General features: G+C 59.7%; 16 protein-coding genes and 1 tRNA gene. 3 read left to right on the plus strand and 14 right to left on the minus strand.

Annotation, left to right across the window (positions count from 1 at the left end):
• Window positions 1-91 precede the first annotated feature (91 nt).
• Both VK792_RS18575 and VK792_RS18580 read left to right on the plus strand, forming a co-directional pair.
• On the plus strand, window positions 92-1,918 hold the full coding sequence (locus tag VK792_RS18575; RefSeq protein ID WP_326299367.1) for a TRAP transporter permease: 1,827 nt from the start codon (window positions 92-94) through the stop codon (window positions 1,916-1,918).
• 276 nt (window positions 1,919-2,194) lie between these two features.
• Window positions 2,195-2,269, plus strand: a tRNA-Phe gene (locus VK792_RS18580).
• Window positions 2,270-2,310: 41 nt separating this feature from the next.
• On the opposite strand, the gene VK792_RS18585 is transcribed toward VK792_RS18580, so the two are convergent.
• From VK792_RS18585 to VK792_RS18600, 4 genes are read right to left on the minus strand one after another with little or no spacing between them, the layout of a single operon-like run.
• Complete coding sequence (locus VK792_RS18585; RefSeq protein WP_326299368.1) at window positions 2,311-3,405, minus strand: tyrosine-type recombinase/integrase; 1,095 nt, start codon at window positions 3,403-3,405, stop codon at window positions 2,311-2,313.
• Entirely contained in the window at window positions 3,402-3,638 is a 237-nt protein-coding gene (locus VK792_RS18590) for a hypothetical protein (protein ID WP_326299369.1), read from the minus strand. Before VK792_RS18590 ends, VK792_RS18585 begins: the two co-directional genes overlap by 4 nt.
• Window positions 3,638-4,105: a MerR family transcriptional regulator gene (locus tag VK792_RS18595; protein WP_326299370.1), complete on the minus strand. Its 468-nt coding sequence runs from the start codon at window positions 4,103-4,105 to the stop codon at window positions 3,638-3,640. The genes VK792_RS18590 and VK792_RS18595 overlap by 1 nt, the downstream gene beginning before the upstream one ends.
• Window positions 4,106-4,158: 53 nt before the next feature.
• A complete protein-coding gene (locus VK792_RS18600; RefSeq protein ID WP_326299371.1) occupies window positions 4,159-4,404 on the minus strand; it encodes a hypothetical protein in 246 nt (81 codons plus the stop codon).
• 80 nt (window positions 4,405-4,484) lie between these two features.
• On the opposite strand from VK792_RS18600, the gene VK792_RS18605 reads away from it, so the two are divergent.
• A complete protein-coding gene (locus tag VK792_RS18605; RefSeq protein ID WP_326299382.1) occupies window positions 4,485-4,718 on the plus strand; it encodes a helix-turn-helix domain-containing protein in 234 nt (77 codons plus the stop codon).
• A gap of 153 nt (window positions 4,719-4,871) precedes the next feature.
• Here the strand turns inward: VK792_RS18605 and VK792_RS18610 are convergent, their stop codons facing one another.
• The 10 genes from VK792_RS18610 to VK792_RS18655 form a co-directional block, all read right to left on the minus strand.
• Window positions 4,872-5,927: a phage portal protein gene (locus tag VK792_RS18610; RefSeq protein ID WP_326299372.1), complete on the minus strand. Its 1,056-nt coding sequence runs from the start codon at window positions 5,925-5,927 to the stop codon at window positions 4,872-4,874.
• Window position 5,928: 1 nt separating this feature from the next.
• Window positions 5,929-6,498 carry an HK97 family phage prohead protease gene (locus VK792_RS18615; RefSeq protein WP_326299373.1) on the minus strand — a complete coding sequence of 190 codons (570 nt, stop codon included), beginning with the start codon at window positions 6,496-6,498 and terminating at the stop codon, window positions 5,929-5,931.
• On the minus strand, window positions 6,498-7,751 hold the full coding sequence (locus VK792_RS18620) for a phage major capsid protein (protein WP_326299374.1): 1,254 nt from the start codon (window positions 7,749-7,751) through the stop codon (window positions 6,498-6,500). Before VK792_RS18620 ends, VK792_RS18615 begins: the two co-directional genes overlap by 1 nt.
• Window positions 7,744-8,073 (minus strand): HNH endonuclease, encoded by a 330-nt coding sequence (locus VK792_RS18625; protein WP_326299375.1) that lies wholly within the window; start codon window positions 8,071-8,073, stop codon window positions 7,744-7,746. Before VK792_RS18625 ends, VK792_RS18620 begins: the two co-directional genes overlap by 8 nt.
• Window positions 8,070-9,506 carry a terminase TerL endonuclease subunit gene (locus tag VK792_RS18630; RefSeq protein WP_326299376.1) on the minus strand — a complete coding sequence of 479 codons (1,437 nt, stop codon included), beginning with the start codon at window positions 9,504-9,506 and terminating at the stop codon, window positions 8,070-8,072. The genes VK792_RS18625 and VK792_RS18630 overlap by 4 nt, the downstream gene beginning before the upstream one ends.
• 573 nt (window positions 9,507-10,079) lie before the next feature.
• Window positions 10,080-10,307 carry a hypothetical protein gene (locus tag VK792_RS18635; protein WP_326299377.1) on the minus strand — a complete coding sequence of 76 codons (228 nt, stop codon included), beginning with the start codon at window positions 10,305-10,307 and terminating at the stop codon, window positions 10,080-10,082.
• Window positions 10,304-10,888, minus strand: coding sequence for a head-tail connector protein (locus tag VK792_RS18640; protein ID WP_326299378.1), 585 nt, complete (start codon window positions 10,886-10,888; stop codon window positions 10,304-10,306). Before VK792_RS18640 ends, VK792_RS18635 begins: the two co-directional genes overlap by 4 nt.
• Complete coding sequence (locus tag VK792_RS18645) at window positions 10,888-11,220, minus strand: phage head closure protein (protein WP_326299379.1); 333 nt, start codon at window positions 11,218-11,220, stop codon at window positions 10,888-10,890. Before VK792_RS18645 ends, VK792_RS18640 begins: the two co-directional genes overlap by 1 nt.
• A complete protein-coding gene (locus tag VK792_RS18650; protein WP_326299380.1) occupies window positions 11,217-11,903 on the minus strand; it encodes a hypothetical protein in 687 nt (228 codons plus the stop codon). The genes VK792_RS18645 and VK792_RS18650 overlap by 4 nt, the downstream gene beginning before the upstream one ends.
• A gap of 111 nt (window positions 11,904-12,014) precedes the next feature.
• Entirely contained in the window at window positions 12,015-12,998 is a 984-nt protein-coding gene (locus VK792_RS18655; RefSeq protein WP_326299381.1) for a hypothetical protein, read from the minus strand.
• Window positions 12,999-13,074 lie beyond the last annotated feature (76 nt).

Genomic DNA, 13,074 nt, shown 5'->3' on the forward strand with positions numbered 1-13,074 from the left:
TTTGGCGGGCAGACCCCAACGACATCATCGCCGCAAGAAATCGAGGGTTCCAAATGTTGGATTCAATCCACTAGGGCTGGGAATCTTTCCGATGATGGCGGCCTCGATCGCGGTGTTCCTGGGATACAACGTGCGAGTCTGGGGCTTTCCGCTGGTGGCCGTCGCGATCCTGATGGCGGGGTATACCCTGCTGACCGTGTTGATCTGGTACTACTTCGGTGCGGAAGACATGAACAAATACCTCGTCACCAAGCTGGGCGGCGAGCCGAGGATGCTGTTGGATGGCCGGCCAAACGTGCGCGATGTGTTGGTGAATAACGCCCAGGGCCTGCTGGGGCGGTTCATGGCGATCCTGATGACCACGGTCTTTCCCTATATCGTACTTGGTTCCTTGTTTGGCGTGTCCGCTGGGGGCCGCGCACTGATCAAGGTTGCCTTTCTCTGGACCCGCCGGCTGCGGGGCGGCCCGGCCCATGCCGCCATCGTTTCCTCTGCCATGTTCGGCACGATTTCCGGTGGTCCTGTGGTCAACGTGCTGTCCACGGGCGTATTAACCATTCCAATGATGCTGAGACGTGGGTTCAGCCCCCGGTTCGCCGGTGGGATCGAGGCCGCGGCCTCGTCCGGGGGGCAGATCATGCCGCCAGTCATGGGGGTTGCGGCCTTTGTCCTGTCGGCCATGACCATCGTCCCGTACAGGGATGTCATCGTTGCTGCCACGCTGCCGGCGCTGGCCTATTTCGGTTGCTTGTTCCTGACCGTGGTCTTCCAGGCCCGCAAGCAGGGAATCGAGGCGGTTGGCAAGGTCAGCGAAGACATGCGTCTGACCCGCACAGACATGTTGCACCTGCTCATGATCTTTCTGCCGATCCTGTTGATCCTGCTGCTGCTGCTTACCCCGAAAGAGGCAATTGGCTGCGGGCCTTTGTCTGGTCTCTGGGGTGTCACACGGATCGTCAGCGAAACCGGCTGTCGTGCCGAAAACCTGCCCTGGTTCCTGGAACTGATCCAGAATTCTGCAGGCGATGCCGGTTCTGCCGGCTGGTGGGCGACAGCGCTGCTGGTGGTCCTGTTCTTTCTCGACCAGGAAATCCGTCGCCAACCCGGAAAGATCCTCAGCGCGCTTGCGGATGCGGGGCTTCTGGTCAGCCGGCTCTACCTGATGTTCCTGGCGGTTTCGGTGATCGACTTCTGCCTGAATTTCACCGGTCTTTCGAACTATATCGCAATCGATATCGTCGGCTGGCTGCGCAATTCCGGTGTCGATATCGGGGAAAGCCCGGCCTTTCTTTTCGTTGCGCTGCTGGCAACCATGCTGATGGCTATTGTGCTGGGCATGGGGATGCCGACGGTGCCTGCCTATATCAACGTGGCCTTGCTGATGGGGCCGATGCTGGTTGGGCTGGGGATCGCAACCTTCACCGCGCATATGTTCGTGTTCTACTTTGCCGTCGCTTCTGCGATCACGCCGCCTGTTGCGATCGCTGCCTTTGCGGCAGCGTCAATCACCAAGGCGGACCCGATGGCAACTGGGGTCGCCGCGGTCCGCGCGGGGATCGTGATGTTCATCATCCCTTTCATCTTCGTGTTCTACCCGGAACTTTTGTTGATCGAACAGGCGCAATTGAACCCTCTGCCCGGAGGAGACCGCTTTCTGCCCGGTTTCGATGGCGGGATTCACCTGCTGCATCTGCTGGGTCTGTTCGCGCGTCTTGCATTTGCGCTTTATCTGCTGGCCAGTGTGTTAGCCCGGTTCGAAACCCGTGCCATGGGACGCGCCGAAATGGCGCTGCGCCTGGCGCTGGCGGCGATCATCATGCTGAAGGCGCCCTATCTTCATGTTGCCGGGATCCTTGTGGCGATTGCCGTGATGCTCTGGCACCGCAGAACACCTGACCCAGGGACTGTGCAAGTGTAAATCTGAGGACGGTCCCTGCGTGGTCCTGCTCTTTTCAGCGTTTCCGAGCCGCAAGGTCGGTGTGGAAAGCGATCGTGATTGGGCCTTGTGCAAGCTCTAAACGCCCAAGGTTCCAAGGGTTTAGACAACATCTTTGGAAACAGTTGGAGCCGCGTCAAAGAGGCTGACCCGACTGCAGTGTCCACAAGCCGAACTTCACAAATTTCGTTCGATTTGCCTATGGACACCGCCGCATCCATCGACTAGAACGCGCCAACCTCATATTCAGGTTACCTTGCCCGGGTAGCTCAGGGGTAGAGCAGTGGATTGAAAATCCTCGTGTCGGTGGTTCGATTCCGCCCCCGGGCACCATTCAAACTCTTGATTTTGCTCTACATTCATCTTTGAGCCTTTCAGGGTTTGACAGTTTTCTTGAAGGGTTTGACAACTTTCGATCTGCGTTCGTTCTCTTTTTCCAGCGCCTCCATCGTGATCCGGTTGCGGTCTGCAAGGTTGGCAGATCGGGAATAGTGACGGGCCATCGACGGGGTTTTCTGTCCTAGCAGGTCCGCAATCTGGCGTTCCTCAAGCCCCGCCTCGCGTAGCGTCGTCGCAACGGTATGTCGCAGCCCCTTGAGGGTCAGGCCGGGTTGCACTGCGTCCTCAGCCTCCAGCTTCTTCTTGAAGCGGTGCCAGACAGTCGAAAAGCCGTTGTAGGTCCAAGGCTTCCCGGTGGACGTGGCAAGGATTGTCACCGCATCGTGGGCGGGTGCAGCGTCCAGAGCCGCTTGCAGCGTCGGACCGATAGGAATAGCGACTTCCTCGCCTGTCTTGCCGCGAACACCCCAGATCGTGTCGTGGTCAATCTGGCGACGGGTCAGCTTGAGTGCGTCAGATGGATCAAGGCCGGTGTTCATAATTAGCGCAATCGCCACCCGGACATGGGGTGCGGCCCGATCCAACACAACGGTGCGCTCCTCGACCGTCCATGGGCGGTTGGCATACGGTCGATCTTTCGGGCGCGGTTTGGGGATAACGCCCGCTGCATAGTCCCGGTCGATCAGACCCTTTGGAATGGCGTAGCGGAAAACTTGGCTCAGGAAGGTGCGGACCATATTTGCGCGCCGCCAGCCGATCTTGCCCGACGCCTTGTCATGGATACCCGATACAAGGGGCGTCGTGATCGCGGACACGGGTGTGTCACGTATGGGGTGCAGGAAGTCAGCGCACTTGCGATAGTCGCGCTTGGTGGCGTCCGCCAGATTGCCAAAGTGCTCAGTCTGGAAGTAGGCATTGACCAGCCCGCCAAGCGTTCCCGGCTTGGGGGCGTGCGCTTTTCTCGCTTCGGCAATGGCTGCGATACGCGCGCATTCGGCGAAAAACTCAGCCGATCCCAGGGGGGTCTTTTCCAAGTCGATCTTATGGCCCGTAGCGCGATGATAGCAGCGCGGTTTCCCGTGCCGGTCATCGAATATCTTGAAGCCCTTTACCCTGATCCGCGTCATCATAGTTTGCCAAGAATGGCGTCCTGCGTCGTCATCTCGGCCCCTTCCTTCATTTCGTCAATCCAGCGGTCCAAGTCGCGCTTGTCCCATGCCCTCGCACCGGGACGAATTTCGAGCGGCTGGACGGGGCATGACGCCTTGAAGTGCTTGACGGGCAAGCCGGTGTAGGAAGCGGCCTCGGTCTGGCTTAGCATACGCTTTTCAATGACGCTGATATTGAGGTTCGCATTGCCCATTAGTCAGTTTCCAAACGCGAAAACGCGACTTCGACCACAAGGCCGATGTTCACAAAGACAAAATCGGTGCTGCCCAACGGCAGGGCTTCACGGTCATGGACGGTCGCAGTCAAAAGGTCGCCAGTATCGTCGTCATGGGCGAGAAGCAGACGGAACGTCCGCAGGAACGCAATCAAGGCTTCCTTGGGGGTGTGACGATATTGGATCAGCATTCCGGCTTTTCCTTGGATTAGCGCAAACGCAATATCGTTCGCCTGATCGACCTTAATTCCCCATTCGACCAGCCGACGCATCACGGCCAGAACCGCGATGTCCCCAAGCGTGAATTGGGTCCACTTTGCCCCAGTGTGATCTGAGAAAAGCGTGATCTGATTCCGCTGGAGCCAGTTACGCAGAACCTTTGGCTTCACGCCAATGGCATGGGCAGCGTCCGAAAACCGGATTTTGATCTGCGTAAGCTGGTTCATATCATGCCCTCTTGAGTACCTTTTATAAACATACTCACATGAGCACCTTCCCGTCAAGCGGTGACTTTCCCCATCCTGATACGGTTCAGTTCATCCGCCGACTTTTGAGCATCTGCCACAAACGCCTCCATGCCTGACAACGTCGAATAAAAAGCCGACACCGCCGGGTTGGCGTCGCACAGGTCCAGTTCGCTCACTGCAAGGATTTCCATGCAGGCAACAGAACCACGAATGCGCGAAAGTGCGTGGTCCAAATCGTCTAAGTGCCGAACAAGGTTTGGATTTGATGCTTCGGACATTGTCTTGCTCTCCTGATCGGGTTATCAACAATTATTGTCGATATAGAGGTGAGACCCATGCGTCAACAATTTTTGTTGAAATGACCCCAGCGCAATGCAGAGCAGCACGGGCTTTGCTCGGAATGACGCAGACAGAATTGGCCGATGCTGCGGGCTTCGGCCTGTCAACAATTGTGGACTTTGAGAAAGAACGGCGGGTGGTATCGACAACTGCACGGGCCCGTATGCTGGACGCCCTAGAAGATGCTGGCGTTGAGTTCATTGCAGAGAACGGCGGCGGCGCGGGTGTTCGCCTGCGCCACCGCCGGGATTGACCGCCGCGCCTTGGAGGAAGCCTAGGCCGCGATCTGTCAGGGTTTACCCACTCACTGACTAACGGGATCACTTCGGGCGGGATGCCCTGTCAGACAAAAGCCCATGGCGTGATCAGCCATTCCGTTGCCGTGGCGATGCCGTGCCACGGCATTTCACCTTTCCCAATCCACCATACGCATGGCCCCGGACACGTCAGCGGGTGGTATGCCCGCCTCTTTGGCCTCTGCCATCGTCTTGATAATCGCAGACAGGGCGCGCGCGCGTCCGCCAGCGTCGAAGGCTTGCAAGGGCCGGATGGTGTCAATCGTTACCTCTGCCCCCAGCTTGGCCGAGGCTTCATCCGCCAGCAGCGCGGCGATGGGTTGCAAGGTCCAGATCGCCAGTTGCCTTTGCGCCTCCCGCACCATCGGCCCGGTAGTGGACGGGTTTGCCAGTCCGGGCAGGATGCCAAAGGCCATGTTGATGCCGTCCCGTGCCGCTGCCAGCGTTTCCTTGGTCATGGATTTCGACAGATCGGGGGACAGATCATCAGGGGCTTTGCCAGAGTTCGGATGCATCCCGGCCGCAACGGCATGGGCGGTGCCCTCGAAAATCGTCACCAGCCCGCGCCGCCCCCGGAATGCCCCGCGCATCATCTCTGCATCGGCACTGTCATTTTCCGGCGCATGGACGATCTGGGAACCGATTGGCGAGTTCTCGTATACATCGGTCAGGGCCGTTTCCACGGCATTCAGCAGGCCCGCCGTCAGGCTGGCGCGCTTGAGCGGGGCCGTGCCGTAATAGGGGGCCGCAGCATCGCAGCCGATACGGATATGCAGTACCTCGCCCGCAAGTGCCGTTTCCGTGCGTCCTCCACCTGTTTCAGAGACAGAGACGCGGTAGGCCGTGGGCATGGCATTGCGGGTGCGCAGATCCCAGTCCGAACACGGCACAAGCCTGTCACGGATCAAAAACACCGCCTCACCCCGCAAGGCCAATTGCCGCCCCAGCAGGGCCATTTCCTGCCGCCCCAGAAGGTTTGTCCCTGCCACATCGGCCATGCTCAGACCGTGTTCCCAAAGGCTGACGCAGCTTTGCGCCGTGGCGGTCAATTCCGCGATGCCGCGCTTGCCAGAAATATAGCTTTCGCGGGCGGCGATGATTTCAGCGGTGAAGCCCGATGCCGCCGAGCGGGTTTCCGGGGGTTGTCGTTTGAACCATCCGAACATGTCAGGCCCTCCAGCGTTGGCGTGGGTTGGTCAGGTTGCGCCGTGCCGGGGCGGTCAATTCCCATGCCCGCGCCTCGATCTGGGCTTGCGGGTATGCGGGCTTCGTCACGGCGCTGATTTCCACCAGATCGGCGCGATGCACGATCCGCAGAAGGCCATCACCTTCCCGCCGGATTTCTTCGCCGCCATCGGGAACACCAAAGCCGGGGGAGATACCGCCCACAAGCCCCGCCGCCAAGGTGCCGAGGAAGTCCCGCACAAAGCTGACCTCGCGCATGGCCGCACTGATACGGGCATCAAACTCAAGGCCCGAATCGGTGTCAGTCAGGGTCAGACTGCCCGCCCCACGGCTTGCCAAGGGTGCCGCGAAGTCATGGTTTGCCAACAGGTGAATATCCTGCCCACCCTCGATCCGGGCGGCGAAGGCGCGCGCGGCGAACATCTCCCGCCGTGGGTTTGGCCCGCCACGCAGTTCTGTGGCCGAGCCGTAGGGAAAACGGCCTGCCAGACGGGTTTCCCCATCTGGCAGGGTGCGGACCTCAAGCCCGCCGCTATGCGCCCCCCAGAGCATTATTGCAGCCCGGTCAGGATTTCAGTCTGAACCGAACGCGATACGGTCAGGTCAACCGTGGTGAGCGCAGTCAGACGCAAGCCGCCGGATGCCGCATCGCTGTAAGGATCCCGGATCAGGTCTACTGCTCCCCAGCTAGCGACGAAGAAAGGCGGAACGCCGCCCACGGTTGTTGTCATGACTGCGACCGATTCAGCCGGATCACCCACCGGGACAGGCAGGGCATTGCTCGACATGTTGACCTTGCCCAGCTTGGCGACAAGGCGATCCCATTCCGAGATTGCCGTGCCAGCGATCAGATCATCATCCATGCCGTCGAAGAGTTCGGGGCGCAGAAGCAAATTGACCGCTCCGGGGCCGCTGGCCGCGTTCGCCGTCATGAAGCGCACCGCCGCTGCACGGAACGCGGCATAGGACGCAGCCGCACCAATGGAAGTTTCGGTAATACCCCAGCCCGCAGCCCCAGCCAAAAGCCCGGTCGGTTCACCCGCTGCGCCGGAGCCTTGGAACACCGCCTTGTCCAGCGCTTCCGAGATTGCCCCGTTCATGTCACGGCGCACGGCTTGCTCAAGGCCCGCGCCCGATTGCTTGAGTGCCTTGCGGGTGATCTTCATGGTGATGCCGAGCGTGTTGTCCGGCTTCATGGGGCGGTCCAGCGTGGTATAGGCGAACGGCCCCGGCGCGTCCTGACCTTCGCCGCCAACCCAGCCTGCACTCACTGCCGAGGTGGTGACGGGGTATTCAACCTCACCGACACCCACGTTGATCATGCGTCCGCCCATGCGGGTCGCGGCGCTGTCCGCAAAAAGACGGTCGATGATGGGCGCGGTGCGCATCGGGTTCGGGGTGCCGTCCGAAGTGGTTTCACCTGCGCGCATTTCCAATGCTTCCCACGGCACGGGGACGCCACGATAGCCGCCTTGGCTGCGCAGTTCCGATACGATTTCGTCCGTCGCACCGTCCAGCTTGCGGCCTTCATCGAGCAAAAGCGCCACCTGACGCATCTCAAAGCGGCCCATCATTTCCGACCAGTCTTTGTCCGAGCGGGTTTCCAGTTCCTCGCCCGCCTCGCGGCGTTCGGTGTCTTCCGCGATCAGCGCAGCGCTGTAACGCATCTCATTGGTGACGTATTCGCGGTCAAGGTCCTGCATCGACCGTTGTTCGTCCTCGGTCGGTTTTTCTTTGCCTGCGAGGGTTGCCAGTTCTTTGCGAATTTCCGACTGACGGCGGCTGATCTTCACTGAATCAAGCATGGTATACTCCTGTTTTGCTTGGTTTCGAGAGGTCTTCAACAAGCTTGGACCAAGCCTGACGCTTGGGGTCCGGGGGCTTGTGCCCACATTCGAGGCGCGTCTTGGCTGTGTGGCAGGACGGGCAGAGAGACTGGAGATTGGCGGGATCGAACGCCTTTTCGGGGCAATCTCGCACCGGGCGGATATGGTCCACCTCAAGGCGACCACGCGCGCCGCATTTGACGCAAGCGAAGCCATCGCGCTCAAGGATTTCCATGCGCAACACTTTCCAGCGCTTGGTGCGCAGGATCGGCTTGGAATGTCTGTGGAAACGGCTGCTCATGCGAATATCACCCTTGATTTGCGACGGGTCCGGTTGTGCTGGCGGATGCCTTCGGCCACGGCGATCACGCTGGCCTGCACAGGGTCGATTCTGCCCGTGCTTCTGGCCTTGGTCAGTTTGAGGTTGTTCATGTCGTCGCGGGTCACGACCGCATCCGCGAAGGCCGAGCGCAGCAAGAGCGAGGGGCTTGTTTTGACATGACCCTCAAAGCAGGCACGGCGGAAGCGTTCGCAATCCTCGTTACTGTCCTTCCAGACTGTAGAGCGCCAGATCATTGGGGAGCGGATATAGGCCCGCTCAAGCGCCTCGCCCAATTCCGCCCGCTTGTATCTGTCCGCGATAATGGCGGTGACGGTCTCGCCTTCGACATGCTCCATGACCTTTACCAGCCACGGGGCCACGGGAACGGTCTGTTCGCCCAGCGTGGTCAACTCGCCGCGCTCCTGCATCTCGACATAGCGCATGTTCACGCCGTCTTTCTGGCCGCGATCCAAGAGCGTGGGCTGTGAAGGGAAGGTGCCAGTGACCTCAAGGCGTCCGGTCTCAGGCCAGTAATAGGCCGCTGCCGACATGCTGGCCGAGCCGCCGAGGTCCAGACCGACGATCAGCTTGCCTTGGCGCGGCGGCAACTCCGTCTCTTCGCAGTTCAGCCATTCGTCAGGGGTCAACAGCAGGTCGCGGGTCTCGCCGCTGACACGCTCGTTTCGGTTGTAAAGCCGGAAGGTGCTAAGGCTCGATCCACCGCGCGCGATCGAGGTCTTGGCGGTCTTTTCCAGCCAGTCGATGCTTGAGCCGATGCCGTGAAGCGCGCCGGGGTTAGCTTCGATCAGGCTTTCCAGATCATCGGCGGGCAGGCCGGGTGCGGGGCGGTGCTCTTGGATGTAGACGCCGGGCTGGGGGTTATCGATCCACTGCGAGAAGGGATGCGCATCATCCGGCGCGGATGTGGAGATGATCAGCGCCCGCCCGCCGCGCTTGCCAAGGCCCGATAGAAGCGCCGCCTCAAGGTCATTGCCTTTGTCCAGCGGCCAGTGACCGCGCTCATCCATCAGCACCAGCACGGGCGCGCCGCCGAGCGCGCTCTTGGCGTCTGCTGCGATCACGCGGGCCACATGGCCACCGCCATCGCCTTCATACTCGATTTCCAAGCGCGGGTTTTTGCGAAACACAAGGTCGCGGCGAATTTCAAGGGGCAGGTATTCCGCGAAGGCCACCATGAAGTTAAAGGCGATGCGGCCCTGTTCGCGTGTCCGGGCGGCGATGATGATTTCCCGGCGGGGCTGGCCGTCCCAGATGCCCAGAAGCGCACAGAGCGCCACCGCAGCCGAGAATGCCGTCTTGGCGTTTCCGCGTCCGATGGACAAAACTGCGATCTGGGTCTCAGGGTCCAGCGCGCCTTTGAGGAAGTCCACGAAGTAGGGCGGCACGGTCATCGGCTCGCCCGCTTTCGGGCCTTCGGGGATCTTCAAATTGCTTTCGATGAAGGTTTTGGCGGCTTCCCAAGCGGGCAGGCCGGATTCGGCGTTGCGAGCGCGAACAGAAAACTCTCCCTCCCGGTCCCCTAGGTCAAAGGAATCTTGGGCATTGGGACCATTTGCAGTGAAGCCAGTCATTTCTTCGTTCGTCTCTCTGCTCTCGTGCCGTAGCACTACGTTTCAATCGTTGCGCTCTTACCCCTCTGCTCAATGGTGAGGGTTGGAGCGAAGGGCATAGGACGACTGCCCACACCCGAAGGTCTGGCAGTCCCTATGCCCTCTGCGTGAAGTCACCTGCTCAACGGAGCCGGGCCATCGCTTGGGCCTGATCAGTCGTGCGTTCCCGCTGACCAGTTGGTTGCTGCTTGCGACGCATGAACGCTGCGCCGGGGATCGGGCCTCAACCTTTCGGACTGCCCTTGGCATATGATCCCGCCCGTGGTATGCCTTCCCGTAAGTCTGGGGCCACCGTTGTTGACCCGAACCCCCAGATACGGCCCCGCGTTCAAAGTGCGCGGGGTCACTTCGTTTTCACCTCTCGATCAACTCAAGTTCTTCATGCGGCGCGTGGATCAGGTCACGGACCATGCGGCGCATGATTGCTGCTTCTTTCGGGGACGGATGCCACGACGCGCGCTTGGACTTGCGGGCAATGCTCTTGGCAAAGCCACGCTCCCACTCGTCCCCATCGACCATGGCGCGGCGGATAACGCGCGGCCATTTCAGGGTCATGATTTCGTCCAGTTCCAGATCGGTCACACCGCCACCCCGCGATACCGGGCGGCGATGCGCGCCGTGTGGGGAGACAGACCATTGTGACCACGCCGCAGGTCCCAACCCGCGTCCTGCATCAAGGCCGCTTGGCTGATAATCGCTTGGGCAATGTCGTCAGGGACGGCGGTGTGATCGGGGCCAAACCCGGCCTGATACTCGATCTTCAATCCTGCGTGGGCCTCACGGATTTCGGGCGGTAGCGCGCCATCATCGGTGATAAACAGCATCGGACGGGGGCCGCGCCAGAATGTCAGTTGTGCCGCTGTCAGCGGGTATTCCTGCCCATCAGCCGCGACGACCGAGACTGTGATTTGCGCGCCATCCTGCACCGGACCAATGGGCAGGCGGATGCCCGTGCCAAGCGGGGCCTGATACATGGTGCAACGGACCGTCTGATTAATCAGGGCAAGTTGGCCGTGCTCTTCAAACTCCAACGCCGCCGCGCGCACCTTGCGGTAGGCGTCGGATTCCAGTTCGGGGTCTTCGCCCTGCATCAGGTGCATACCTTCGAGGAAGGCGGCTTCGTCAACGGGCAGAGTGTCGGGGCGGGTCCGGGTGATCTGCATCAGTCTTTCCCCTCGATAATCATGGTGATGTGGGTGCGGCGCTCGCTCAGGCGGGGCGGCTCTTTGATGCCGTAGACGCGGCCACGATGCTTGATGCGCCACGTGCGCTTGACCTCACGGGCCTTGGCGCTGGCGCGGATGGTCAGGACGCCGGGCGCTAGTCCCTGCAAACTGCCACCGATAAGGGCCTCCTGACCGCCTTTGAAGTCGATATGGGCGAAGGCGCGAAACTGGTCTTCCCAGCGATACAGGCGGTTTCCTGCGCCATCGTCACCAGTCTCGACCTTGGCTTGGAAGGTCACCGCCTCTTGCATGGGGAAAGGACGCTTCATGCCGCGATCTCAACTTCCGAGATGTAGCGGCGGAAGGCCATTTGTTCATGTTCGGGCAAGGCTTCATATGCCGCCAATGCGTAAGCCTTGCGCTCTTTCAGAGAAGCAAAAGACGCCCACCAGCGCGCATCATCCATCGGGTTGAGGAAGGTTGGCAGAGGATAGTCGGCAAATTTGAGAACGGACTCTGCTACCAGTTCGGCTTGTTCCGGGGTGTCCAGTGAACGCAGTGCAGCCCATGCCAGCGCCGCGCGTTCTTCGGGCGTCATGCGGGCCATCGCTACCAGCGAAAAGCCTTCCCAAGCGTCATAGCCGCCAAGGGTCAACGTGTAGCCCATCATGCGCGACATGCGCTTGTGTTCGGGCTTCATGTATTTGCCGATTGCGGAGCCGCCACGCTTCGGGCTATGTTTCGCGCGAAGCTGACCGGCTTCATATGTTTTTTCAGCGCCGTTGCGGGGACCAGCCGCAGCGGCGTTTTCTTTGCTCAGATCGCAGTGTTGGGGTTTGACAATTGCGGCGTAAGTGCTTGATGCGCAGTCGCCGGTTTGACGGGGCTTGTCCCAGTAAGTGTCTGTTTTTTCGTGAATAGCGCGGGATTGAAAATCCTCGTGTCGGTGGTTCGATTCCGCCCCCGGGCACCACTTAAATACCTGAAAAGAAATGCGAGTTCCTGTTGTCAACACAGGGCGCTATGGGGCGTATCTTTGCTTGGGTGCCGATTGGGTGCTGACGAGCCACTTGGCGTTCCAATGACTCGACAACAGAAGCTAGCGCGGCTCGGCTAGTCTGGATCAGTTCAGCGGTTTCAAGATGTAGCCGTTAAACGAGATGAGATTGTATGGACGATCGCCAAGTCCCGCTTTGATGGCGTGTTCCTTTTCCGAGGTTGCGATCAAGATCTGATGTCGATCCGGTCTGTCCTTGGCTGACTCTTGAAACAAGCTTGTTAGGTTTACTGGGTCGGCAGCTTGTTGCCCGGGTTCATCGAACACCACGAGCCCAGCGTGGTTGGTGGTGTAGTCTTCATCCAACTCGAGAAGAGAAAGATAGTACGACCACTTCAGGCGAATGCCATCGCTGGCCGACGCTTCAAAGCCGATGTCTTTTTCAATTTCCCCGCCAGAATCCTTATCAACCACCAACACCTGTGGTCTGAAGTTGTCCCTAGCCAAGGTGATTTCAGAGGGCGGGAAGGAATGGAAATCAAAAGTCTTCAGGTGCCCCTGTACGAGGGACTGAAGGCGGGAAATCTTGTTCTTGTCCTCCAAGGAAAAGTCGTCTCCGGTCCGCAATTCCTTAAGTCGGGATGAAAGTCGGGCCCATTCCTTAGCGACCACGACCAGCTCGTCAACGAGGCTGTCAGCGCGCTCCTGCATTCCCTCCCATTGCGCCAAGCGTGCCTGCAACCGAACCGATTTTTCAATTGTCGTCCTGTTGACGCTCGACGCCGGGCGCACGAGTGCACGTTTCAAACTACGCAATTCACTTTGCGCTTCTTTGTAGTCCTGTTCTATAGACCGGCCTCGCAGACGAAGCTCCCCAAGCCTCTCTTCGGTGGCTGCCAACGCTGACTTGTACATGAGTTGCTGCGATTTAATGAAAGCTATATTTTCATCAAGGGCCATCGCCCCTGAAGAACTCGGTGGTAGCAACTCTTGTGTCAAATGTTGATGGCAGGTCGGGCAACTCTCAAATGCCACGGCATCAGTAACCTCTGAACCAAGCGCCATTAGTTTTTTGGTGTCCTGATGACGCTTTAGATCGATATCAAGCACGTCTAGTGGATTGATCGCGACAAACGAGTCCGAATTGGGATTCCCATTTGGTGCTGGCCGTGCGAGTCATGCTGAT

Origin of the sequence: Mesobacterium hydrothermale, assembly GCF_035818635.1 — a bacterium.
In the GTDB taxonomy this organism is placed as follows: Bacteria; Pseudomonadota; Alphaproteobacteria; order Rhodobacterales; family Rhodobacteraceae; genus Mesobacterium_A; species Mesobacterium_A hydrothermale.

Bases quoted from the DNA above. Each gene is read 5' to 3' on its own strand.
- VK792_RS18605 (WP_326299382.1), top strand. From the start codon at position 4,485: ATGACCCCAGCGCAATGCAGAGCAGCACGGGCTTTGCTCGGAATGACG.
- VK792_RS18645 (WP_326299379.1), bottom strand. From the start codon at position 11,220: ATGAAGCGTCCTTTCCCCATGCAAGAGGCGGTGACCTTCCAAGCCAAG.
- VK792_RS18590 (WP_326299369.1), bottom strand. From the start codon at position 3,638: ATGGGCAATGCGAACCTCAATATCAGCGTCATTGAAAAGCGTATGCTA.
- VK792_RS18640 (WP_326299378.1), bottom strand. From the start codon at position 10,888: ATGCAGATCACCCGGACCCGCCCCGACACTCTGCCCGTTGACGAAGCC.
- VK792_RS18620 (WP_326299374.1), bottom strand. From the start codon at position 7,751: ATGCTTGATTCAGTGAAGATCAGCCGCCGTCAGTCGGAAATTCGCAAA.
- VK792_RS18600 (WP_326299371.1), bottom strand. From the start codon at position 4,404: ATGTCCGAAGCATCAAATCCAAACCTTGTTCGGCACTTAGACGATTTG.
- VK792_RS18630 (WP_326299376.1), bottom strand. From the start codon at position 9,506: ATGACCGTGCCGCCCTACTTCGTGGACTTCCTCAAAGGCGCGCTGGAC.
- VK792_RS18625 (WP_326299375.1), bottom strand. From the start codon at position 8,073: ATGAGCAGCCGTTTCCACAGACATTCCAAGCCGATCCTGCGCACCAAG.
- VK792_RS18575 (WP_326299367.1), top strand. From the start codon at position 92: ATGATGGCGGCCTCGATCGCGGTGTTCCTGGGATACAACGTGCGAGTC.
- VK792_RS18595 (WP_326299370.1), bottom strand. From the start codon at position 4,105: ATGAACCAGCTTACGCAGATCAAAATCCGGTTTTCGGACGCTGCCCAT.
- VK792_RS18610 (WP_326299372.1), bottom strand. From the start codon at position 5,927: ATGTTCGGATGGTTCAAACGACAACCCCCGGAAACCCGCTCGGCGGCA.
- VK792_RS18615 (WP_326299373.1), bottom strand. From the start codon at position 6,498: ATGCTCTGGGGGGCGCATAGCGGCGGGCTTGAGGTCCGCACCCTGCCA.
- VK792_RS18585 (WP_326299368.1), bottom strand. From the start codon at position 3,405: ATGATGACGCGGATCAGGGTAAAGGGCTTCAAGATATTCGATGACCGG.